Source organism: Cupriavidus sp. LA-1, assembly GCF_055385985.1.
Map to the genome: position 1 here is coordinate 182930 of NZ_AP031390.1, position 24330 is coordinate 207259.

Sequence of the window (24330 nt, forward strand, 5' to 3'; positions counted from 1 at the left end):
GTCGGGAACTGTAAAATCGTGGTCCGGTTCACTATCGAGCCGGTCATGTCGGCGAAGCTTCAAATAGGTCATTCCGTGAAAACAGCACAAGGCAAATCGGCTCCCACGCGAATTAGCAAATCAAGTACCGCGCCAGCGGAAAAGCGCGGTGCGCCGTCGCTGCTGGACGAGTCGAGCAAGACAGACCCGTTGCCGGGCGGTAAAGGCCACGTTGCCAAGACGGCCACGATGCGCAAGCTCAAGGAAGAGAATTGGGATCAGCGCTTGGGCTTCCTCATGCACGATGTCTCGCGGCTGCGCCGGAAGGTCTTCGACGAGTTCATGAAGCCTCTGGGAGTAACACGCTCGCAGTGGTGGATCCTGGCACATCTGTCGCGCCACGACGGCATGATTCAGAGCGATCTGGCTGCTGTGCTCGAAATCGGCAAAGCATCCCTCGGCGGCCTGATAGAACGGCTGGAAAGCGCAGAAATGGTAGAGCGGCGCCCGGACGTGGTCGATCGCCGTGCCAAGCGCGTCTATTTGTCGTCGAAAGGCACGCGTCTCATTTCGGAAATGCGCTCCAAAAGCAACGAAATGAGTGAGCGCATGCTTAGCGGCCTCAGCGTGAAGGACCGACTCGCGCTCGCAGACATGCTCTCCCAGGTCAAGCTCAACCTGCTCTCGGTTGCAAGGGAGCAAGAGCTGGACATGGAGGAAGCGGACGGACCGGACGGCACTGACGACACTAATGACATCGGACGAATCTGAGCCGACGCGCTGGAATTCCACCGGCCGCGGGTTTGTTCGTTGCCACCAGCCAAAGCAACCATGCACGAAAGCGCCTGTGGCCAGCGAACCCAAGCTACGTCAGCTGCGAATCTCCTCGCCGAGATTCGGCGCATGCGCGTAGAAGCCGAACGGGTCGCGCAAGCCTTCGCTTTGCCGGGTAGCGAAGGCTACCAGCGCAAATTGGCGAGCGTGCTAGACGAGTGGATGCTGCGAGGCAGCAGCCGGCAGCAGCTAATCTGCCTCGCTTGTGCGACTGAGGAAGGCACAGTTGGGCTGCATAGCCTAACGATTGGTCGCCGCGCCTTACAGGAAACGCAGGATGCCGCACTGAATACACTTTACTGGGCCTGCGTTCGTCGCTGGCGGCATGCGGAGACTTCTAAAGCCGATCGCCGGCGCGTAACCGACTCCGCTGCGGTGCTGCCTCACAATTCCAGGCAGCCAAGCTAGAGCTCATCGCTCAGTGCCGCGTACCCTACTAATGCCCCCGCCTCTACCCAACGCCCCGCTTTCCCCGGTGGCCCAGGATACCGACTTCTTCCAGCACCCTGCTCCACGGCTTGTACCAAGTGACGTGCTCTGCGGGCATACATTTCGTCAAACAAATCAGCGTTGTGCGCGTTCATTTCGCAAACTCGTGAACTGCAGGTTGCTTTATGGATTTGATTGTGTGGCGTTCGTCTTGCGTCAAACTGTCTCAGGGCAGCTGAGACAGCACCGAAGACCAGCGACATCACAGCGAGACCGCATCCTTACAGAGACTCGTTCTGGACTTGCTCTATCCCAAAAGCTGGCGCGGAGGCACGATGATCGATGAAAGCAACCGCAAGCGCGCCCAGCACACCGAACACCGAGATCACCATAAAGTTCTGTTCCATCGGTAGCTTGATTGAAACCAGTATTCCAATCGCGATTGGTGCAATGATTGCACCGACGCGACCGACTCCAGAAGCAAAGCCGACTCCTGTCGATCGAATCGAGGCCGGATAAAACTGGGCCGCGTACGTATAGCACAGGATTTGAGTTCCAAGCGTAGTGGCTCCAACGCCGGCAACAACCAAATACAATGGTTGGATTCCATTGCCAAGCATCAGCAGGAAGACCGCCGACAACGCATAGGACACACATAGCACCGGCTTGATCTTGAAACGATCGGCAAGCCAGCCACCACCGACGGCTCCGACAATCCCTCCAATGTTGTATGCCAGCAGGAAGTTCAGCGCAGACCCAATGCTATGCCCGGCAAGTGCCATCAGCTTGACCAGCCAGGTGCTAATCGCGTACATCATGAACAGGCCCATGGCGCAGGCCACTCCAAACATGACAGTGCTGAATCCACGCCCGCCACGGAACAGATCACCAACGCTTCCAACCTTATCCGCACCGCCAGATGGCAACATGAAAGTTTGACTCGCTCGCAGCCCGAGTCCCGGTTGTATGTGTGCCGCAATCTCCCTCAGTTGGGCATTATCTTGCTTGCTTACGAGAAACTGCAGGGATTCAGGCATCCGATTCAAGATGAGCGGTATCAGGACGACCGGAACTCCGGCCGCGAAGAATACGGACTGCCAGCCATATTCTTCGATGAACTGCTTGCCCAACCAAGCCGCTAATAGGCTGCCAACTGCGTAGCCGCAGCACATCACGGCAACTAGCATGCCTCGGAACTTCCCTGGCGCGTACTCAGCCATATGCGCCGTAACATTGGGAATAGCACCGCCGATGCCGAGGCCGGCAATAAAGCGCATGACGCTGAAGTAGACCGGATCACTGGTGAATCCGGCCGCTGCCGTGAAGACGCTGAAAAGCAACACACAGATCGACAAGGCCCGGCGTCTGCCAATCCTTTCCGAGAGTGCGCCGAGAATGACGGCTCCGAACGCCATTCCGAAAAGTGCCGAACTCGCCATGAATCCAGCTGCGGTAGCTTCGATCTGCATGGACTTCATGATTGACGGCAGCGCCGCTCCTGCGACAGCAAGATCATAACCGTCCAGGATTAGAATCCCAAAGCACCAAGTTAAGACTTTCAGGTGGAATTTGTTGAAATTAGCATCGTCCGCTAGCCTACCTATATTGACTCGATCCATTGATGTCTCCTCGTTACCGTCATTTTCAAAACGACTTGTAATTACTCTTGCAACAACGATTGAACTTGTTGAAAGCGAGCGCCCTCCTGCTTCGGCCATCTTGCCGATACATTCGGCTTAGAAGGCAGCAGCGCCGGTTAAATTAATTCTTCACCAAGAAACAGCCAGACGGGTCTGGTAACGCAAGCTGTCCTACCTGAACACGCATTTAAGACGGCTGAGACTATGCGTCAATTTTCGTCAAATTCACAATGCTCATAGGTCCATTTCGTCCGTACATGGGCAAACTGCTCATGGATTAACAACCTTCGCCTTCGCGATAGAGATCGGCCCAAGTCGCGCGCAGTCGATGCTTCATGACTTTGCCGCCAACAGTCTCCGGCAACGCATCGACGAAAACGATTTTCTTCGGAGCTTCAAAACCTGCGAGACCACTCCGCGCCCAAGAAAGGAGCTCATCTGCAGAGATCTCCGGGAGAGACCGCACCACAAAGGCCGTAACTGCCTCATCCCAGCGCGCGTGTGGTAATCCCACGACCGCAGCCTTGGCTACGCTGGGGTGGGAGTGCAATCTCGCTTCCACGCGCAAACTGGAGACATTCTCGCCACCGGACTTGATAATATCCTTGTAGCGGTCCACCATTACGCGGGTGCCATCCTCCGTTGCAAGGCAACAATCACCCGAGTGGAACCACCCGCCTTCGAACGCTTTGGCCGTGGCCTCTGGGTCGCGATAGTATCCCGCCATCGTTACGGGAGATCGATAAACAACCTCTCCGGGAGTATTTTTTTTACCCTCTGAGATAAGATCCTTGCCATTCTCATCAATAATTGTAGAGGCAAGCAAGGGACTCGGTAAGCCAACGTAGTTCGTCGCGATACCGCCAGACTCGAACATCGACCTTTGGGTAACAGGCCAGAAGCGATGACAAGCAATTGCCTCAGTCTGTCCGAAAATACCCAAAAGCTGAAATCGAGGCTTTGTCAGTAACTCAAGGCGCTTGAGCACAGCCGGTTCAACGGCTCCCCATCCGTACAGCATTACAGTTAGCGTCTTCTGTTTTGGCGCTAGCGCCTCCAACTCGAGACTTATCTGTTTGATCGACTGCGGAGCCCCACCCCATATTGCGGTAGCACCATACTTGACCGCTGCTTCAGCAGTCGCTCGGGGATTTGCGCGCCTTCCGATAACAAGGCGACCTCCTGCGACTAACGCAGGCATTCCCAAGATCTGCCCCCCTATGTGATAGATAATAGGCAAAAAGGAGACGAGGCAAACTTCTGACTCGACCTCAAGACCTCGAGTTATTGACAAAGCAAATCCATGTGCAGCCAGGTATGTGTACACATGTGATAGCATCACCGACTTTGGTAATGACGTAGTACCTGACGTGAAGAGAATTTCCCAGATGTCATCACCATGAACAGTAGCTTTTGGCTCACATGGCGAATGACGCTCCACTTCTTCGGAAAAATCAACCGTTCCGGGAATTAAGTCGCCATCAATGCAGATCGTGACGTTCAGAGAGGCCCCACCACGCGTAAGGGCATGGATGATCTCTGGCCTGGTGCTCGCATCCGCAATTACAAAGGAGGGACTGAGAGTCCGTGCCAGATGTTCGACAACATCAGCCGCGAACGCTGGGTTCAGCGAAGCAGGCACGACTCCGACCTTTGCCGCGCCAAGTTTCGTCACATACGCTTCAACCGAATTTTCACAGGCGAGCATGAGACGATCACCGCGCTTGAGCCCGTGATTTAGCAGCATATTGCCGACTCGGTTTGCCAACTCGTCGGCCTGCCTCCAGGTGAGAGAAGCAAACTGCGGCGCGGAAAACGCCCCTTCCCACCCGATGATAGCTACCTCATCTGGTCGGCTCCACGTCATGCGCTCTGTTATGTCCCCAACGCAAACCCGATTCCAACGTTGATCTGCCCGCCTTTCGTAAAGGCTCTCCGTATCGGGGATTGTGACGTCATATTCAGAAGTATCTGCCAGCATCTTGGTTCTGTCTCCTCACAATCTGATTTTAATAATTCACAGAATCTACCCTACTAGTGCGCGTCTTGATCCGCCAAGCGGTACTCTCGAAAATATTCACTGGGCGTCAACGTTCAAGTGATTGGACTTCGAAGTGTCTTCTCTATAACGACTCCCTCTTTGGCGTGCAGTGCGGATCGCTGACTGTCTGGTGCGGAGCACAGACGCTATATGTGGTGTAGCGATGACGCGAAAGCGTCGCCGCGCGGCGCTCAGCGGCTACCCTGGCGAGAAGCTCAAGCAGCACGGCGCCCCTCTTTATCAATGCGCACTTTGCCTACTGTGCAGCATGACGCAACGATCTCCAACGTGGCCTCAAGCGCTCCCGGAGACGAGATTCGAGCTCGGCGAGCGCGCGTGCAGCCACCCGGGTCTTCGACTCACCTTGGCAAGTCTGTCGCGCGTCGGGCAATAGAACGACGTGCGCACGTCTAAGTAATGGAGCATAGGCATCACAGAAGATCGGCGTGTCGGTCACTGCAACCGCGCCAACAGTTTCCCCCGCGCTTCGCCTCGTGCAATTGCTAGCGCCCCCCCAGCGCCGTGACTGGGTGCTCGCAGCGGTGTGCATGGGGGCCACACTGCTCGCGAACTGCGCTCGGCGAGCGTTGCGAGCGGAAGGATGCATTGACTTTTCACGGGATCGCTCTTTCTAGAAATTTGCAGGCACAGCCCCACGCTCGAGCCGGCCCCCGCCCGGATTCGGGCAGCGACCGACACTGTGGCATTCTCGGAGGAACGCTCGAGGAAGACATCGGGTACGGCCGCCAGCAGCCGTACCCGATAACCGAGCGCTTCGTACCAAGTGGTTACGCGCTCTAATTTATTGCGATGCAGTATCGAAAACGGACGTATCTAGCCACCCATCAGCCAACCATTCGCGCGGGACCTGCACCGGAAAACTCATCAGTACTTGTGCAAGCATCTTTCCTTGCGGGTCATAGCGCAACGAGGCAACACCGCCTCCGCCCAGGGCGTCATGCATAAGAAAGTTAAAGCCCATGAGCCCAGGTAGTTCGTACCTTGTCACTGCCCCCTGCACGAAATGCCGGAAATAGCTCATCACTGCTTCGCTTGTTAAAACGCCCCGCAGCAGCGGCAGGAACTCCGAACGCCTGCTGAGCACACCAATATTTGCATGGTTACCTTTGTCACCACTGCGCCCATAGGCGATCGCAATCAAGGGCACAGTTACGCTGTCAATCGGAGCGTTGGCAACCGGCGCCGAACACTCCGATTCGGGTCGTGCTACCTGCTTATTGGCATGCGTCGGTTGTGTGTGCAGACGCATTGACTGGTCGGCCACCTCCACAGCAATGACAACAGAGTCCTTGGGAACCAGGCAAGAGAACAGGCGAACGAGAGGCGTAATCGCTGGACGGCCCCCTGCAAAGCCTGTGATACCCTGCGCCATCGAAGTCGCGGAAGCAAACACTTCACGAGCAAAGAACTCAAGGGCCCGCTTATCGTCATGGTGCAATGCGATCTTCAATACGACTTCACGGGTCTTCGCACGTGCGTTGCTCCCCCAATTCGATTCCCCGCCGAGGACTTCGATATCCGTACGGCGATAGTCGCCATAACCCGCCTCAGCCATCAACCTTCGAGTTCTCGCAAGAAGCGCCTCCCCAATCCGGCGGGCTTTGAGCACAGCGTCAATCCCACCCAGGAGCATTGTGCCGGTACAGCGGAAGCCGTCCTGATAGGTAGCGGAGACCTTATAGTCAGAAGGTGCCTGATAGCCGCGGGCTCCAACGACTTCGACCCGGTCCTCTCCGACCTGAACGGCAGTTACGTCTCGGAAGTCGCAAACGACATCAGGAAGCACATATGCAGCGGGGTCGCCAATTTCGTAGACGATCTGCTCGGAAATAGTCGCCGGAGTGACGAGCCCTCCAGTACCCTCCGGCTTTGTGAGTACAAAGCTACCATCCGGCCTGCATTCGGCAATTGGGAAGCCCATTCTGTCCCAATCCCCTGCAACCAGATGCCAATCCGTGCTGACACCGCCGGTCGCCTGGGTACCGCACTCAATCACGTGGCCGGCTAAGCTCCCACCCGCTAGCTTGTCGTAATCCTGCTCCGTCCATTGGAATTCATGGATTAGCGGACCAAGAGCTAATGCACTGTCGACACAGCGGCCGGTGATAACAATATCCGCTCCGGCATCGAGAGCTTCAGCTATTGGGAAAGCCCCGAGGTAAGCATTGATGCTCCAAGGCTTCTCCGGGAAAGCATCCCCGGAGAACATCTCTGGTACACCCTCCGCACGCAAAGCCTCTGCATTGGGCAACAAGTCATCGCCCGTTACCAGTCCAACCGTCAGGTCGATGCCCTGCGCCTTAAGTCGTGCCTCGACTTCGGCTTTGCATGCCTGCGGATTGACGCCACCGGCATTGGTGATCACCTTGATGCCTTTCGCCTTGATCGCTGGTGCTAGTGCCGCCAGTAACTCGGGGAAATCCGTTGCAAATCCAAGGGCAGGATCCTTCCGCTTCAGCCGGGACAGGATCGACATTGTGATCTCAGCCAAGTAGTCGAGCATGAGATAGTCAATATCCCCCTGCTCCACGAGCTGCCGGGGACCTTCTGCACTGTCTCCCCAGAAGCCGGCTCCGCCACCAATACGTACGAGCTGCTTGCCGTTCATTTTCCTGTCCACGTCGGTGCGCGCTTGTTCCCGAACGCAAGCTTCCCTTCTTTCGCGTCATGTGTGCTGGCCATCATGGAGATCATCAACTGCGCATACTCAAGGGACTCATGCAAGCTCATATCCTGCATCGCATGAAAGCCTTGCTTGAACAGTCTGATTGCGGTGGGCGACTTTCCAGCGATTCGGTCCAGCAGCCATTCTGTCTTGTTATCCAGATCGCCACGAGGCACCACATAGTTGACAACACCCATATCCAGTGCGTCGCCGGCCGTGATCAACTCACCGGTGATACAGAGCTCAAGCAGCTTGCGACGGGGTAGGACCCTTAGCATATGACCAAGAATCATCATAGGTGCGACGCCGATCTTGGTCTCCGGCGTCCCAAAACGAACGTCATCCGCCGCGATGGCCATATCGCAGGCGCAGAGAATTCCGAAGCCGCCGGCCAAGGCGTGACCATTGACTCGCGCCAGGATCGGCAGACTGCACTCCTCCATTGCCTTGAACAGCTTGACAATGTAATGCCGCGGATTACTGTAATCGATGTCGAAGGCGCCGCCTTGTACACTCTTCCCAAGGTCCGCGCCTGCGCAGAATGCCTGGTCGCCTGCCCCGGTAATAACAATTGCACGCAGCTCTGGATCATTGGAAGAAGCGACAATTGCCTCACGCACCAGCCCGATAACTTCCTCATTGATTGCGTTGCGCTTCTCAGGCCGGTTCAATGTGATCCAAAGCGCCTGACCTCGGGTTTCTACTACAACAGGATTTGTCATGACAATGTATCTTTGTGTCTTTAAATCACATACGGAAGACTCCGAACCGGGAATCTGCCAACGGCGAGTTCTGCGCGGCAGCGATGCCCATACCGAGTGCATTCCGTGTAGCCACCGGATCAATGATTCCGTCGTCCCAAATCTCCGATGTGGACCAGAGGGCAGACTGCTTTAATCGGAACTCGTCGAGCACTGGCTCACGGATTGACGCGATTTCCTCCGCCGTAAGCGTTTTTCCCTGCCTGGCCATCTGTCGAACTTTGACATCCGCTAGCGTATTGGCTGCCTGCTCCGCCCCCATCACCGAGATCTGCGAATTTGGCCAGCTAAAAAGCAACCGCGAATCAAAAGCACGCCCGCTCATCCCATAGTTTCCGGCACCAAATGAGCCATTGCACATGACCGTGAACTTCGGGACATCTGAGCAGGACACAGCCATGATCATCTTGGCACCGTCCTTGGTGATACCCCTACGCTCGTACTCTCTCCCTACCATGAAACCTGTGATGTTTTGCAGGAAAACCAGAGGAGTCTTGTTCTGGTTGCACAACTCAATAAAGTGGGCTCCCTTCAGGGCGCTGTCGTTAAACAACACGCCGTTGTTTGCCAAAATTCCGACCTTGTGCCCCCAAATATTTGCGTAGCCACAAATCAGGGATTTACCGAAGTTCGGCTGATACTCGTGGAAGCGCGAACCATCAACGATTCGGGCGATGACTTCAAGCATGTCGAACTGCTGCTTGATATCGCGCGGCAGAATCCCATAGAGTTCGCTCGGATCGTAATAGGGATCTTCCGGTGTCTGCCATTCAGCAGCCCCTTTCTCATTGCGGTGGAACTGACTGACGATGTCCCGGGCAATGGCGATCGCTTCCTCTTCGCTGGAAGCAGGGTAGTCGGCGGTACCGGACGTCGAGGTATGCATGTCGCATCCCCCCAGTTCCTCAACCGTGACATCTTCGCCGGTGGCCGCCTTTACAAGCGGTGGTCCAGCCAGGAAGATGGCACCGGTACCCCGAACAATGACGTTGTATTCCGAGAGCGCCGGCACATAGGCGCCGCCAGCCGTGCAATGACCCAGCACAACGGCGACTTGGGGCACACCAAGCTTTGACAACTGGCACTGATTGCGGAAGATACGACCAGCGTAGTATTTATCCGCAAACAGGTCCGCCTGCTCCGGAAGGAAGCCACCCGCAGAATCGCAAAGGTGGACCACCGGCAGCCGATTCTCGATGGCAATGTCCAGGGCGCGCACGGTCTTTTTCACCGTGAGCGGATACCATGCACCGCCCTTCACGGAAGCGTCACCAGCATTAATGACGACTTCCCGCCCCCCGACAATGCCAATCCCAGTGACACAGCCCGCGCCGGGGACTTCGCCTTCGTAGGCCTTATTTGCCGCCAGCGACGATAGTTCGAGGAAAGGGGTGCCCGGATCAAGAAGTTGACGGAGCCGATCGCGCACGAACATCTTCCCCTGTGCAGCAAGCCGGTCCAGATCCCTCGCCGGGCGCTCGTTACGCACCTTCTCCTGCTTCGCACGAAATTCCGCAATCAGTTGCTGATTGTGGGCCTGATTGGCCAGGTACTCCGGGGCGGAAGTATTAATTTTCGATTCGATACGTTTCATGTCTGCGGTTCCAGGCTAATCAGCACGGAGTCTCGGTCAAAGGTTTGCGCAGTGTCGTGGTGCACGACCTTGACGACACCATCCCGCGGCGCTGTGATGGTGGTTTCCATCTTCATACTTTCCATGACAAGCAGCGCCTGCCCCCTCGTAACCGATTCCTCCGCCTTTACCAGTACAGAAACGACAGCGCCGGGCATTGGTGCGCGTACGTGATCCTCCGCCGAGGCATCAGACAACGCTGCCAGCCTGTCCAGAGGGTGGCGATATCGCAGGTGATAGGTTTCGCCGTCGAGGTGGACATAAACGTCGTCCCCCTTCTTTGCAATGAAGGCGTCCTTATCGATACTGCCGACGATGACGCATGCCGCCCCCGATCGCCCAGGACGAAGATTTACGTCCAGAGTCCTCTGCCCCAGATGAAGTCGATAGCCTGTCGCAGACCTTGACAGTTGGACGTCAAAAGTTTCCGCTTCCAGTTCAAATCCGTGATACATGCGTTGCCCTCCTAGTTTTGCCATGCGCCCATGGCGGCGTGCAGGTTCGGGACCGCATCCGCTGCATCTCGCATTGCGGGCATCACAAGGCTGGCTGCCGCCAGGATTTGCTCAAGCGTTTCATCTGAAGGGGATGGCTCTTTCGCAATCTGTGGGTTCGCGTCCAGGAATCCTGTGTGCACGTCGCCCGACTGGAAGGCCGGATGCTGGACAAGCCGCGCCAAGAACGCGATGTTGGTCTTGCAGCCAAGCAGCACAAATGCTTGCAATGCTTCCACCGCACGCCGCAAGGCCTCGGCGCGGTCCGCACCATGCACAACGAGTTTTGCCAGCATCGGATCGAACGCCGCGGTGACCTCTTGCCCTTCCGCGACGCCGCTATCGAGCCGAACGCCGTGCCCAGCAGGTGCGTGCATCAACAGGATCCGCCCGGTAGTCGGCGTGAAGCCGCGCCCGGCATCTTCTGCGTAGATCCGGCACTCAATGGCGTGTCCACTAACTTTCACATCCGACTGGCCATAACCGAGAGGCTCTCCCGCGGCAACGCGAAGCTGTTCGCGTACCAGATCGACGCCCGTGATCTCTTCTGTCACCGGATGCTCGACCTGCAATCGGGTGTTCATCTCCAGGAAATAGAACTCGCCCGCCCCAAAGATGAACTCCACCGTACCGGCATTCCGATACTCAACTTTGCGGGCAATCCCTGCGGCAACCTCACAGATTCGAGTGCGGGTGGCCGAATCCAAAGCCGGCGAAGGCGTTTCTTCGACGATCTTTTGAAAGCGACGCTGCACGGAGCACTCGCGCTCGAATAAGTGCACCACGTTCCCGTGAGAATCACCCAGCACCTGGACCTCGATATGACGCGGATTCTCCACATAGCGTTCGACATAGAGGCGGTCATCGCCGAAGTAGCGCTTGGCCTCACTCCGCGCTTGTTTGATCTCGGCCTCGAGGGTGTCGAGATCCCGGACGATGCGCATCCCCTTACCGCCGCCGCCCGCTGCCGGCTTGATCAAGAGCGGGGCCCCAACAGCTCGAGCACGCTCCACAAACGTCTCAGGAGCGTCATCCTCAATCGCACTGGGAGCCACAGGAAATCCGGCACCAGCAACAAAAGCGCGGGCCCTAACCTTGTCCCCCATGAGGTCGATCTGGTCGGGTGTTGGGCCCACAAAAACGAGGCCCGCGTCCTGCACCGCCTGAGCAAATGCCGAGTTCTCCGACAGGAAGCCGTAGCCAGGATGGATGGCCCCCGCGCCTGAAGCGCCCGCTGCCGCCAGAATCTGCTCCCCGTCCAGATAGGCTGCCACCGGTGTCTTGCCGGTGATTTCTACGGCCTGATCCGCTAATCGGACCGCGGGGGAGTCGCGGTCAGCGCTGTGGAACACAACGACCGCTTTAAGTCCGAGGGCTTGGACGCTACGGAGGATCCGGACTGCGATCTCACCTCGGTTAGCTACCAAGACTGACTGGAACGGCCACCCAGCAACAGAAGGCGATGTGGTCACACTCACCCCTTCCCCCTGATGGCTCATCCCTGATGACTGTGCGTGTCTGTTTCCCATAGTGTTGCGTTGATTCGTTGGTGAGTGCGACTCACTATAGATCAACTTCACATCACTAGTGAGTTGAATTTCGCTAGGGAATACCCGAAACTATTAGCCTCTTGCAAAGGGCGACGGCTACTTCTATGCTGCGCAGGTGAGTCTTGCTCACCTCAAAATCGAGCATCCACCCTTGAGCACATCTGATGCGCAGCGTTTTGCGCACCGGGATTTCGGTACGAACCAGGAGACAGGAAGCACATGAGCACAACGTCAGTCGCACGCATTTTTTCCGGCCTTTCCGATCTGGAAGCGGAAGTCCTCGACCAAGCTGACCGGTTCGCCCGTGCAGAGTTGTATCCACTGGCCCCTCGCATGGACGACGAGGAGTGGTGGCCGGAGGAAACCTTCAAGAAAGTCGGCGCCAATGGCTACTTCGGCGTCACGGTGCCCGCGGAACTCGGCGGCTCCGGGCTCGACTTGTTCACGAGTGGCCTCATCGTTCAGGCATTTGCTCGATGGAACCACGCGTTCGCGCTAAGTTGGGTCGCGCACGAGAATCTCTGTCTCCACAATATTCTCCGCAATGCGAACGACGAGCAGAAACAAAGGTATCTGCCTGGAATGAGCAAGGGAACGCTCATTGGCGCCCTCGGCCTCACGGAGCCTGGAGCCGGCTCCGATGCCTTGGGCTCGATGCGCACTACCGCTCGCCGTGAGGGTGATTACTACATCCTCAATGGGTCCAAGATCTTCATTACCAATGGCCCTGTCGCCGACGTGTTGCTGGTGTACGCAAAAACCGATCGCGAAAAGGGGGCGCATGGCATTTCCGCATTCATTGTGGAAAAGGACATGCCGGGCTTTCGAATTGCGCAAAAGCTCGTCAAGATGGGCTTCCGCGGTAGCCAGACCGGTGAGCTAGTGTTCGACGAATGCCGAGTACCGGTCGCCAACCTTGTGGGGGAAGAGAATCAGGGCGTAAAGATCGTCATGAGCGGCCTGGACCTAGAGCGTTCCATGATCTCCCCTCTTTGCCTTGGTATTGCCGAACGCGCCCTTGAACTATCGGTGGAGTATGCCAAGACCAGGCAGCAGTTCGGCAAGCCGATCGGCAGCTTTCAGATGGTTCAAGACAAACTGGCGCAGATGTACGTGTGGGTGGAATCGATGCGTGTGTTCACCTATCAGACACTGCGCGCCGCAAATCACCTTGAAGAAGGCGGCGGCGGTCGAGGCGAAATTCACAAGCTCACCGCAGGGTCAGTTATGCATGCCGCAAACACGATGAATAGCGTACTGGATGCCGCGGTCCAAGTACATGGTGGCACCGGATATGTCTGGGAATCGGAAATCAATCGGCTGTACCGTGCGACGAAGCTGCTCGAGATTGGCGCCGGCACGACCGAGGTCCGCAAGATCATCATCAGCGGTGAGCTGCTGCGCTAAGCGCAGCCTACAGTACAAAACGATAGGCAGAGAATTATGAGCACAGAAGCAGCCGCTGACTACTTCGAGACATTCGCGGAGCAGATCTGGCGAGCGCCTACGGCTTTCCGTGATGGTCTCTTTGACGGAAAGACGGTTTTGGTGACGGGCGGCGGTAGTGGAATTGGACTGGCGATTGCCCTGCTCTTCGCCAAGCTCAATGCCAACGTCGCGATCTGCGGACGAAACGCAGAAAAGCTCGGCCGCGTTGAGAAATTTGCTGAAGCGCAGAAAATCAGGCTCCTCGCTCAGCAGACCGATATCCGCGAGCCGGAGGAGATCGCACAGCTATTTAACCGAATCGCCTCAGAATTCGGTCCCGTGGACGTGCTGGTCAACAATGCCGGCGGACAGTTTCCGAAGCCGGCAATCGACTTTTCCGTTAAAGGTTGGAATGCCGTTATCAACAATAATCTTAACGGCACGTGGTACATGATGCAGGAAGCAGCACGTCGATGGAGCGCGGCAAAGCGGCCCGGGACGATTATCAACATCGTTGCCCCAACCGAGCGCGGTATGCCGGGCGTAGCGCACACAGTTGCAGCGCGGGCGGGAGTCATCGGCTTAATGAACACCATTGCAGTTGAATGGGCTCCTTTGAACATTAGGGTTAACTGCCTTTCACCTGGCCTCGTGGCTACTAGCGGCCTTGATGTCTACCCGCCAGAGGCGCGCAAGGAGTTTCCAAAGGCTAATCCAATGAAGCGTCCAGGAACGCCGACCGAAATCTCGGAGGCCTGTGTCTTCCTTGCTAGTCCCTCGGCATCATTTATCACTGGAGAAGTGCTGCATGCTGACGGCGGATACCGGCAATGGGGCGAGCTCTGGACCGCCGGGCGCCCCGACTACTTCCGGGATGACAGCGCGGAATAAGAAAAGCTGGGAACCAAGTTATGGAGTTTCCGAGCAATGGGCATACTAGCCTTGGCTAAGGAGTGCGTCGTTTGTGTTTCTCTCCAAGGGAACACCACGCAAAGGAGGAGCGAGAAATGATGACGGATGTTTCCCCTGGACAATGCAACGTCGCACCCTTAGCTTCCGACATTACGATTGATGGAATCTTCCGGCGCGCATTCCGGATCTTTCAGGATCGTGTCGCTGTGACATGGGAGGATGGCCAGCTGACTTACGGTGAATTGAGGGGCCGATCATGGCGCCTCGCGAACACTCTGAAGTCCCTTGGGTACTCCAAGGGCGACAGGATCGCAGTCCTATCTGAGCCTCGGCCTGAATATATCGAGGCGTATGTCGCCCTATCAGCACTCGGCATCACCCTAGTCGCACTTAACACCCGACTTCATCCAGATGAGCTACAAGCCTGCATCGAGAAATGCCGGCCATCCGCATTGCTGGTCTCCAGATCTCTCATCGGGCTAGCAGACCAACTTCGCCAGCATGCCGCAGAGATTCGAAACTGGATCTCTTTCGACTCCACGGCTGGTTACGAGAACTACGGCGAACTGCTATGTAAAAGCCAGGAGGATGAGCCACTCCAGATTGCTGAAGGGCCAGACATCCACAATGTGCTCTTTACTAGCGGAACAACAGGACGTCCAAAGGCAGCCACTATTAGCCAACAGGCGGCCGCTGTTCGAGCACTACGCATTGCGCAGTGGTTCAGCCTAAGCGAGCGTGATGGCTTTGTCGGGTGGCTTCCACTTTTCCACTGTGCCGGCAATGAATCTCTTTATGCGACTTTCCTGACTGGTGGTGTGTACGCAACTTTAGGTCGTGCTGACGTTGCGACAATGTTCCGAGTAATTGAACGCGACCGACTGACGTGGACGCTTCTGCTGCCCGGCGTGATCAGCAATTTCCTGAATGATCCGAGCCGTATCGAGCATGACTTATCGAGCCTTCGGTTTGCTGTCGGTTATGCAAATATGATGTCCCAACTCGTTGCACGCGTTACTGAAGCGTTTCACATCGACTTCTACGACGCATTTGGTCAAAGTGAAACCAGTTATCTGGTTGCACATGGCCGGTCGGGCCCAGGGGAGATGCCAAGCTTGAGGAAGGTCCCCACTCCGTTAATGGAAATTCGAATCGTCGACGACGACATGAACGACCAACCCATCGGAACACCTGGGGAGTGCGTCATCCGCGGGCCGAGTCTAATGTCCGGTTACTTTGAGGACGACAAGGCCAACGCCGAGGTGTTTCGCGGCGGCTGGTTACACACTGGCGATGTCCTCCAGCAGGAAGCGGATGGGACTTTGGTCTTCGTGGATCGCAAACGTTATTTGATCAAGACGGGGGGCGAGAATGTTTACCCCGCCGAAGTGGAATCGGTTATTGCCCAGCACCCAGCAGTTGAAGAAGTGTGTGTTTTGGGGGTACCTGATAAGCAATGGGGTGAAGCAGTCAAGGCCGTGATTGTATTGCGATCCGGACACTCTGCCGCTGTAAATGAGATTGAAGATTGGTGCAAAAAGCGACTATCGGCCTACAAGCGCCCTCGCTACATTCAATTCCTTCCCCATGAGAATCTTCCCCGGAGCACTACCGGGAAAATACTTCGGCAGGAATTAGCAAAATTTTCGATCTCCGACGATCAACGAACGAACTGACCTGCAGTCGGCTAATAGACCGTCACACTCATCAATATATAAACGCTATGGAAAACCTTGCGATAAACCTCGCCCAACGAGTCAATGTCGGCGATCTTTTGACAAGGAGCGCGTCGCGCTTCCCCAATAAGACCGCTATCATCGATGGCACGCGCCGATTTACTTTCCAACAATTCAATGCGTGGTCTAATCGAGTCGCAAATGGCCTCGCTTCCCTAGGGTATCAGCCCGGCGACACCCTGGCTCTGATGTCGGACAATTGTGCGGAATTTCTTGTCACGTATTTCGCATGCGCCAAGCTTGGTGCAGTATGTGTCCCTATTAACCTGTTCTGGCGAGACAAAGAAATCGCGTATGTCCTCGGGCATGCGGCAGTAAAAGGCGCGATTGTCGGACATAATCGACTCGATCAGTTCCTGAGCGGAACAGCCAGCAACGCTGCGATACGTGATGTCTTCGTAATTGGCGATGAATTGGAGCCGAAGCGACTCCCCTCACAATTCCGAGTTCGCGCCTTTGAGGCCCTATGCAGGGATCAATCTGAACAAGAACCGGCTCATCTTATCGATGATCGCGCGCCGCTATCCTATCTATACACAAGCGGGACGACATCTGCACCCAAGGGAGTTGTCGGAAGTCACCTGGCGGTCTATCTCAACTCCCTAGGCACAGCCATTGATACGCGGATGTCGGATCGCGATTGCGTAGCCGCTTTCATGCCGATGTTTCATACCGCGCAACTGAATGCGATCTGCACGCCTGCGCTTACAGTCGGCGCCTCTATTTACATCATGAAGGCGTTCGAGACTGCTGCACTGCTTGACGCCATCGAGCGAGAGTCCGTCAGCGTGTTGTTCGCGCTTCCCATGATGTACCGTTCCTTGGTCGAGGAACAGCAAGCCCGGCCGCGCCGCATTGCGAGTCTGAGGCTAGCGGTCTACGCGATGGCCGTAATGCCTGAGCAAGAACTGCATGCAGCCCTCGATACTTTAGACTGCGAGTTCTCGCTGTTGTTCGGCCAAACCGAGATGAGTCCGGTCGCGACATTCTTCCGCCCGGAACATCAACTGTCCCACCCCGGTGCCGTGGGTACACCGGCACTTAATGTACAGGTTTCCATCATGGATGATGAAGGCCGTCTGCTGCCACAGGGGCAGATGGGCGAGATCGTCTATCGTAGCCCCCAAACTCTCACCGGCTACCTGGACAACGAAAAGGCAACGGAAGAAGCGTTCCGATTTGGCTGGTTTCATTCTGGGGACATTGGCCATTTCGATGCTGATGGAATTCTCTGGTTTCACGACCGCAACAAGGATGTCATTAAGAGCGGCGGGGAGAATATCTCATCGCTGGAGATCGAGAAGGCGCTTTATGAGATTGAGCCGAATGTTGCCGAAGTAGCCGTCATCGGCTTGCCACACGAACGCTGGACGGAAGCCGTTACTGCGGTCGTCGTCACCCGACCGGGTGCGAACCTCGACGAGGCGGATCTTCTCGCTCGTCTCCGCAATGCAATTAGTCCATTCAAATGTCCGAAAGCAATTGTCTTCCTCAATCAATTGCCGAAAACCGCGACCGGAAAAGTTCAAAAGGCAGAACTGCGGAAAGAATTCAAAAAATTCTTCGAGAATTCCGGCGGCACCCCTGAACGGTAACCAACGCTGAAAAAAACAGGAGACGGCTTCTACTTGGCCGTGAAATTAGGAAATGACTACGATGCGTGACATCTATATTGTTGGCGCCGCTCGAACCGCGATCGGGACCTACGGCGGCTCACTGAAGGACATGCCGCTGACCAAGCTGGCTACGACCGTAGTGAAAGCTGCGTCCGACCGTGCGGGTCTGCCAGGGGACGGAATCGGGCATGTGGTGATGGGGAACGTCATTCCCACCGAACCTCAAGATGCCTATCTCGCTCGGGTTGCGGCGATTGATGCAGGGATCCCAAAGGAAACGCCCGCTTTCAACGTCAACCGTCTTTGCGGGTCGGGCTTGCAGGCAATCATCTCCGCTGCTCAGACCATTGCGCTAAACGACACGGATATAGCGATCGGAGGTGGCGCGGAATCTATGAGCCGAGGCCCCTACATTCTTCCTACGACGCGGTGGGGGGCGCGGATGGGAGATGCTTCCGTCATCGACTATATGAACGGAATTCTCCATGACCCGTGGCAAAGGGTTCACATGGGCATCACCGCTGAGAACGTCGCTGCCCGATACGGGATTACCCGTGAAATGCAGGACGCGCTGTCTTATGAAAGTCAGCAGCGCGCGGCAAAGGCGATCGCAGACGGCCGATTTGATGAGCAGATTGTCCCGATTGAGTTGAAATCACGCAAGGGCATCACCGTGTTCGATACCGACGAACACGTTCGAGCTGACGTCTCGCTTGACGCTCTCTCCAGTATGAAGCCTGTCTTCAAGAAGAACGGCACGGTGACAGCGGGAAATGCATCGGGAATCAATGACGGAGCTGCAGCGGTTGTATTGGCTGCGGACTCCAAGGTGAAGGCCCTCGGCCTTCGCCCACTAGCGCGTTTGGTTGCCTACGCGCAAGCGGGTGTTGAACCAGAATACATGGGGATTGGTCCGATTCCGGCAACGCGGTTGGCTCTGCAACGTGCGGGCCTTCGTGCGTCTGATCTCGATGTCATTGAGTCAAACGAAGCCTTCGCGGCACAGGCCTTTGCCGTCTCCCGGGAACTGGATTTCGATCCGACCAAGGTGAATCCCAACGGTTCCGGTATCTCCCTTGGACATCCCGTTGGAGCAACTGGAGCAATTAATACAGTCAAGGCTATATATGAACTTCATCGCACTGGCGGAAAGTATGCCCTAGTCACAATGTGTATCGGTGGAGGGCAAGGGATCGCGGCCATTTTTGAACGATTCTAGATTCCGCGTGCACGATTGTATTTTTTAGTTGATGAAACTATAACTGGAACACCAAAGCATCGACCACGCTTATTATTAGCTCTTGATAAGGCATGAAAATGGACAACGAATTGCCTATTCGCATGGAATTGTCAGACGGAATCGCGACGCTTACGCTTTGCCAGCCCGCCCGGAAGAATGTGATAGACGAGAGCTGGCTCGCCGCTCTTCAGCAGCATGTGCAACAACTTCATGAACAGGATGATCTCAGCTGCGTGGTGTTGCGTGCTGAGGGACCAATATTCTGTGCCGGCGCCAATGTGAAGGAAATGGCTGAGCATATTGCTCATTTACCCGAGCATATTGACGCTCTGATCCGGCCCGCACACCGCGAGATTCTGCGGCTAGCCGCCCTCCCCGTGCCGGTGGTTGGATTGCTCCGCGGCATCGCTGCCGGGGGGGGCTTGTCACTAGCGCTTTCCTGCGATGTATTACTTGCAACGCAATCGGCACGGCTTGTGCTCGCGTACCCGAGGCTGGCAACCACTTCGGACATGGGTCTCAGCTATGTCTTACGGGAACGACTGGGGCCTCATCGTGCGTTGCAACTGTTTCTGCTTACAGAAAGCATCGAAATGGACCAGGCTGAACGCCTGGGTCTGGTGCACCAAGTCGTGGACGATGCGGATGCTGAGTCAACTGTTCAGCGGCTTGCGCAGAGGCTATCTAGTCTTCCTTCGAGAGCGGCAAAAGCCCTTTTCCTTCATGACCGGCAGGTCGATTTAGCAGCACAATTGGAACGCGAGCGGGAGCTATTTCTTGCTTGCTCGCGCACAGAGGCGTTTCGAAAAAGCGTACTTGCATTTGCGGGGATAAGCGGCAGTGGAATGAAGGCGTAGCCTTGGGTTAATACGAGAACCGACGCTAGTGCAAATTCCCCACGACTTACACTCCTCTGAGCATGAGACATTACACTTCAAGATTTTCGCGAGATCTAATCCAAGTATTATAGACGCGAGGATATCAACTTTTGCGGCAAGGCCGGCGTCATCATTCCACACGCGGATCACGCATGGTGGCAAGTCGCTTGAGCTTTGGCCCGGGGCAACTCCGGGAAGTGTCGACACAGATCACGCGCTGAGCAGTGCGCGACGGTAATCGACCGTGCCGTCGGGCGTGGTATCAGAAGGTCGCCCGTTCGCGAACGGCATACTGCCTGCCGTGCAGCCTCCACTACGCCTGCGTCATTTCACCATGATGAAATTACCTTCCGTTGCTCCGCAGCCCTGGCAGCCCTGTCAAGTGGACCGCCCGTTTCCAGGACCGGTATGGAGCGCCCAGCTAACCGGACGTACGTGGGGCTTGCCGGAGAATCCATACAGTGTGCAATAGCAGTTCTGTGACGCAGAAATGCGTCAAGGCCAGCAAGATGTCGGTGCACCGCAAGTAACGGCAGAGCGTCGAGAGCGCAATGCCTGTTCGGTCAGGCTTGCGATGGTTGCACCATGGGCGTGCGCTTGAACATGATTTTAGAATATCCGCGCTGTACAAGCACTTGGTGCTGGTTGTGGATTTCGAACTGAAGCCCGACAATGCCGCGGTCCGGCTTGCGAGTTTCGCGGGCGTCCATGACGGTGATTATGGCCCCCAACGTGTCGCCCGGCCTTACGGCACCCAGAAACGTCCACCCGACGTCCAGCATCCCCAACACTGTCCCATCGAAAAGCCCCGCCCTTGCCCCAAGTCCCAGGGTTATACCCAGCACCATCGGACCGTGCGCGATGCGGCCGCCATAACCCTCTTCCTGGGCGAATACCTCGTCGGTGTGAAGCGGGTTGAAGTCGCCACTCAGTCCTGCGAATGCGACGATATCCGATTCAGTAATCGTCCGCCGTGGCGTAACGATTTGACGCCCGAGCTCAAACTCTTCGAAAAACCAACCCATCTGTCTGCTCTTAGGTTCGGGACCATCGTCGAAACGACGGTGGCAAGTCTTAGGAAGACTAACGCCTCTTTAATTGACGAAAATCGACCATCCCAGGTAGCGTTCGTGGATCAACGCCCTCGGGAAATATCTGGTGTTTCTGAATTTTCTGCGTCGCAGTTTTCGGAATAAAGTCTGCAAACCAGATCCAACCTGGAGCTTTGTAGTAGGCAAGGCTGGCGTGACAGTAATCGAACAGCGTCCTTGCTACCGACGCAGCTTCGACGTCACTGCGCAACACCACACAAGCTAGTACCTCTTCTTCGCGCATTTCGTCTGGTACAGCCACCACGGCCACTTCCACGACAAGTGGATGGCTTTGCAGTAGAGCTTCAACCTCCGCCGCAGCAATGTTCTCACCTGAACGGCGGATGATGTTCTTGCGCCGCTCGACAAAGTGAAAAAGCCCGTCCATGTCGCGCGTCACAATGTCCCCGGTGTGAAACCAATCGCCGCGCCACGCCTCAGCGGTCGCCGCCTCATCATCCAGATAGCCACTGAAGAAGCCACACCGCGGCGTTACTGCCGAATGCCGGACCAGCAGTTCGCCAGGCGTGCCATCGGCGACATCTGTGTCCGCTCCATCAACGACCCTCGCCTCGAGCCCAGGTCTCACCCGGCCAAATGCTCGCGTACCAACCTGTCGAGGCTCCTCGTTGTCGATAATTGCTCGAACCATCTCCGTCATGCCCCAGATCTCAATGAGCGGGAAGCCAAAACGCCGCTCGAACATCTCGTGACGCTGAGGATCTACGCCTGCACCTATCGCGAAACGCACCTGATGATCGCGTTCGGCAGGATGCAACGGCGCGCTCAATAGCATTGGCACCATCACACCAAGGTAGTGGATTACCGTGGCGCGTGACTCCGACACCTCGGTCCACCAGCGTGCAGTCTGAAATCGATCCGTCTGTACCTGGCAGTTCCCTGACAAGATTGCACAGAAGAAGGAAAGCACGGATGAGTTGACGTGGAACAGTGGCAGCGGATTAAAGATGCGCTCTCCATGTTCCCGGAATGCTGTCAAACCACCGCTAGACGCATACCACGCACCTACAGCAAGTTCGTACCCGTGCGAGAGAATGCAGCCCTTGGGGCGCCCAGTTGTCCCTGACGTATAGAGCAAGCTTGCAGGAGTATCCGGCTTAGGACACATCGTTTCAGCCTTATTGGACGGCGCCTCCAGCCCCGTCCCAAATTGCTCGAGTTCTATCGCCGCTGGCCGATGCGTGGCCAGCGCCAGGCCGTCTCGAAGGAGGGATTCCATCCTATCGACGAAGAGCACAAGGTCCACCTTGGCATGATCGATTACGAATGCCAACTCGGGGGGCCGATGGTCCGGATTCAGGGGGACGCAGCAGATCCCCAAGGCATTCATAGCGAGCTTGTGCAGCAAGTGTTCCGGGCGATTCTCAAGCATCAACGCGACACGGTGCCCTACACCGTAACCAGCTCTCTGATAGCACCCCATCAATCCCCTCACCGCCCTCTCGGCCTCAGCGTAGCTAAGTTCGCTGCCCTGCGCCGCATAGTGCCGCGCTGGGTTGGCCGGTACTGCGAGAAATGCATGGTTGGAGTAGGCGGCCGCCGCGCGCATGAACGTCTCGCCGATGGTCGAGTTGTCATCAATGGAAATCACGCGGCCTCCATCGCTCAAGTGGTGAGTTACACTCACATTCTCGGTTGCATTCCTAATCATCGCAACCAATGGTAACCCCTATAGACACGTATTGATGGTAGTTTATCTAATCATGGACGATTGTCACAGCTAGCGAGTCTGCCTCACCACGTAGAGAAACGCGATCCATCAGTCTGGCTCACTAGGCACAAATGCCGCTTAAAGCACACTTTCATCGGAGAAAGAACTTCATGCGTTCAGTGATCTACAAATTCGCCTTGCTGTGTAGCATCACAGCTTCGCTGTCACAAGGTGCCCAGGCAGAATCGCAAAAGGTGAAGATCGGCTTCTTGACCGACATGTCGAGCGTGTTCGCAGATATTGACGGCAAGAACGGGGCCCTGGCCATCCAGATGGCAATTGACGACTTTGGGGGTAAGGTACTCGGACGCCCTATCGAGCTGATTGCCGCAGACCATCAGAACAAGGCCGACATCGCCTCGTCCAAGGCCCGCGAGTGGATGGATACCGGCGGCTTGACTGCCCTGCTGGGCGGATCCAACTCCGGGGCAGGCCTTGCGATGGCTCGAATTGCGCAAGAGAAGAAACGGGTGTACATCAACATCGGGGCTGGAACGCCGCTGCTGACCAACGAGCAATGTAGTCCATACACCGTGCACTATGCGTTCGACACGGTAGCGCTCGCGCGCGGCACTGGCAGTGCAATTGTGGAGAACGGTGGCAAGAGCTGGTTCTTCCTCACGGTGGACTATGTATTCGGCCATTCGCTTGAGTCCGACACGGCGAGGGTGGTGAAGGAGAAGGGCGGATCGGTTGTCGGATCTGCGAAGCATCCGCTCAATTCCCCCGATTTCTCGTCGTACCTCGTGCAAGCAAGAAGCTCCAAGGCGCAGATTCTTGGACTTGCCACCGCCGGCGGCGATGCACACAACGCGATCAAGGCCGCCAAGGAGTTTGGAATCACCAAGTCGATGAACATGGCTGCTTTGCTTATCTTCATCAGCGACATCCATAGCATGGGGCTTAAGACCACCGAAGGTCTTTTATTCACGACCAGTTGGGATTGGAATCTAAACGATCGCTCGCGCGCCTTTGGCAGGAAATTCTTTACCAAGACCAAGCGCATGCCGACAGACTTGCAGGCTGCAGACTATTCGGCCACCACGGCCTACCTGAAAGCCGTGGAGGCCGCGGGAACCACCGAAGCAGACAAGGTAATGCTGCAGCTCAAGAGCACGCCGATCGACGACTTCTATGCTCGTGGGCGGATCCGCCCCGACGGTCGGTTCGTACACGATATGTATCTCATGCAGGTAAAATCCCCGGCCGACTCCAAAGAGCCATGGGACTATGCCAAGCTTGTTAAGCAGTTGCCCGGTGAGACCCTTTATACAAGCAAGACAGAGAGCCGATGCAGTTCTTGGAAGTGAGCGGCTTTTTATCTCAGTAGTTGGACTGCAATCCCCTGCCCTGACCAAGGGAAGCCCATTCTGGTATGGCCCCGCCTTCGGCACTTGACGGGCAAGTTTCGCTGCCAATCCCGATCGTATCTGGTGAGCTGACGGGCCGCGCCTTGAGGGACATAGCGTGGCGGGCCGCCACCGGGTAGCGCGTCGCGAAACTGAATTGGCGGTCCCATCGGCCACACGATCCGCAAGGTAGAATGCACGCCGCGGCACTGATAACCGATGAACGCCCCCTGTGGGTGCCGCCACCTTGATCGATGGGGCATTGCACTGAGAAACGAGCGTGACAGCAAAACGATCGGGG

Annotated in this window: 17 protein-coding genes; 8 read left to right on the forward strand and 9 right to left on the reverse strand. The window is 56.3% G+C overall.

Translation table 11 applies throughout. The features are described 5' to 3' along the window. The first annotated feature begins 45 nt into the window (after positions 1-45). Positions 46-750 (forward strand): MarR family winged helix-turn-helix transcriptional regulator, encoded by a 705-nt coding sequence (locus ACZ5MJ_RS35070; protein WP_464227415.1) that lies wholly within the window; start codon positions 46-48, stop codon positions 748-750. A gap of 773 nt (positions 751-1523) precedes the next feature. On the opposite strand, the gene ACZ5MJ_RS35075 is transcribed toward ACZ5MJ_RS35070, so the two are convergent. The 7 genes from ACZ5MJ_RS35075 to ACZ5MJ_RS35105 all read right to left on the reverse strand — a co-directional run bounded on the left by ACZ5MJ_RS35075 (position 1524) and on the right by ACZ5MJ_RS35105 (position 11996). Further along, the gene (locus tag ACZ5MJ_RS35075; protein ID WP_464227416.1) at positions 1524-2861 is read right to left on the reverse strand and encodes an MFS transporter; all 1338 of its coding nucleotides are present in this window, start codon (positions 2859-2861) and stop codon (positions 1524-1526) included. 298 nt (positions 2862-3159) lie between these two features. Further along, positions 3160-4863, reverse strand: coding sequence for a class I adenylate-forming enzyme family protein (locus tag ACZ5MJ_RS35080; RefSeq protein ID WP_464227417.1), 1704 nt, complete (start codon positions 4861-4863; stop codon positions 3160-3162). 862 nt (positions 4864-5725) lie between these two features. Beyond that, positions 5726-7552 carry an acyclic terpene utilization AtuA family protein gene (locus tag ACZ5MJ_RS35085; protein WP_464227418.1) on the reverse strand — a complete coding sequence of 609 codons (1827 nt, stop codon included), beginning with the start codon at positions 7550-7552 and terminating at the stop codon, positions 5726-5728. Beyond that, positions 7549-8331, reverse strand: coding sequence for an enoyl-CoA hydratase-related protein (locus tag ACZ5MJ_RS35090; RefSeq protein WP_464227419.1), 783 nt, complete (start codon positions 8329-8331; stop codon positions 7549-7551). Before ACZ5MJ_RS35090 ends, ACZ5MJ_RS35085 begins: the two co-directional genes overlap by 4 nt. Positions 8332-8356: 25 nt before the next feature. Next, entirely contained in the window at positions 8357-9964 is a 1608-nt protein-coding gene (locus tag ACZ5MJ_RS35095) for an acyl-CoA carboxylase subunit beta (RefSeq protein WP_464227420.1), read from the reverse strand. Then, a complete protein-coding gene (locus ACZ5MJ_RS35100) occupies positions 9961-10458 on the reverse strand; it encodes an acyl-CoA carboxylase biotin carboxyl carrier protein subunit (protein WP_464227422.1) in 498 nt (165 codons plus the stop codon). The genes ACZ5MJ_RS35095 and ACZ5MJ_RS35100 overlap by 4 nt, the downstream gene beginning before the upstream one ends. Before the next feature lie 11 nt (positions 10459-10469). Beyond that, positions 10470-11996, reverse strand: a complete 1527-nt coding sequence (locus tag ACZ5MJ_RS35105; protein ID WP_464227424.1) for an acetyl-CoA carboxylase biotin carboxylase subunit — start codon at positions 11994-11996, stop codon at positions 10470-10472. A 270-nt stretch (positions 11997-12266) separates the two neighbouring features. Here ACZ5MJ_RS35105 and ACZ5MJ_RS35110 point away from each other — a divergent pair, with 270 nt between their 5' ends. From ACZ5MJ_RS35110 to ACZ5MJ_RS35135, 6 genes are all read left to right on the forward strand, one after another. Beyond that, positions 12267-13454 carry an acyl-CoA dehydrogenase family protein gene (locus tag ACZ5MJ_RS35110; RefSeq protein ID WP_464227425.1) on the forward strand — a complete coding sequence of 396 codons (1188 nt, stop codon included), beginning with the start codon at positions 12267-12269 and terminating at the stop codon, positions 13452-13454. A 36-nt stretch (positions 13455-13490) separates the two neighbouring features. After that, complete coding sequence (locus tag ACZ5MJ_RS35115) at positions 13491-14366, forward strand: SDR family oxidoreductase (RefSeq protein WP_464227426.1); 876 nt, start codon at positions 13491-13493, stop codon at positions 14364-14366. Positions 14367-14482: 116 nt separating this feature from the next. Next, complete coding sequence (locus tag ACZ5MJ_RS35120; protein WP_464227427.1) at positions 14483-16063, forward strand: class I adenylate-forming enzyme family protein; 1581 nt, start codon at positions 14483-14485, stop codon at positions 16061-16063. Positions 16064-16110: 47 nt separating this feature from the next. Continuing rightward, on the forward strand, positions 16111-17718 hold the full coding sequence (locus ACZ5MJ_RS35125; protein ID WP_464227428.1) for an AMP-binding protein: 1608 nt from the start codon (positions 16111-16113) through the stop codon (positions 17716-17718). A gap of 52 nt (positions 17719-17770) precedes the next feature. Beyond that, the gene (locus ACZ5MJ_RS35130) at positions 17771-18958 is read left to right on the forward strand and encodes an acetyl-CoA C-acyltransferase family protein (RefSeq protein WP_464227430.1); all 1188 of its coding nucleotides are present in this window, start codon (positions 17771-17773) and stop codon (positions 18956-18958) included. Positions 18959-19050: 92 nt separating this feature from the next. Further along, positions 19051-19836 (forward strand): enoyl-CoA hydratase/isomerase family protein, encoded by a 786-nt coding sequence (locus ACZ5MJ_RS35135; protein WP_464227431.1) that lies wholly within the window; start codon positions 19051-19053, stop codon positions 19834-19836. A gap of 584 nt (positions 19837-20420) precedes the next feature. Here the strand turns inward: ACZ5MJ_RS35135 and ACZ5MJ_RS35140 are convergent. Beyond that, complete coding sequence (locus tag ACZ5MJ_RS35140; RefSeq protein WP_464227432.1) at positions 20421-20882, reverse strand: MaoC family dehydratase; 462 nt, start codon at positions 20880-20882, stop codon at positions 20421-20423. A gap of 58 nt (positions 20883-20940) precedes the next feature. Beyond that, entirely contained in the window at positions 20941-22560 is a 1620-nt protein-coding gene (locus ACZ5MJ_RS35145) for an AMP-binding protein (RefSeq protein ID WP_464227433.1), read from the reverse strand. Between the two features lie 230 nt (positions 22561-22790). Between ACZ5MJ_RS35145 and ACZ5MJ_RS35150 the strand changes: the two genes are divergently transcribed. After that, a complete protein-coding gene (locus ACZ5MJ_RS35150) occupies positions 22791-23990 on the forward strand; it encodes an ABC transporter substrate-binding protein (protein ID WP_464227434.1) in 1200 nt (399 codons plus the stop codon). The last annotated feature ends 340 nt before the right edge of the window (positions 23991-24330 follow it).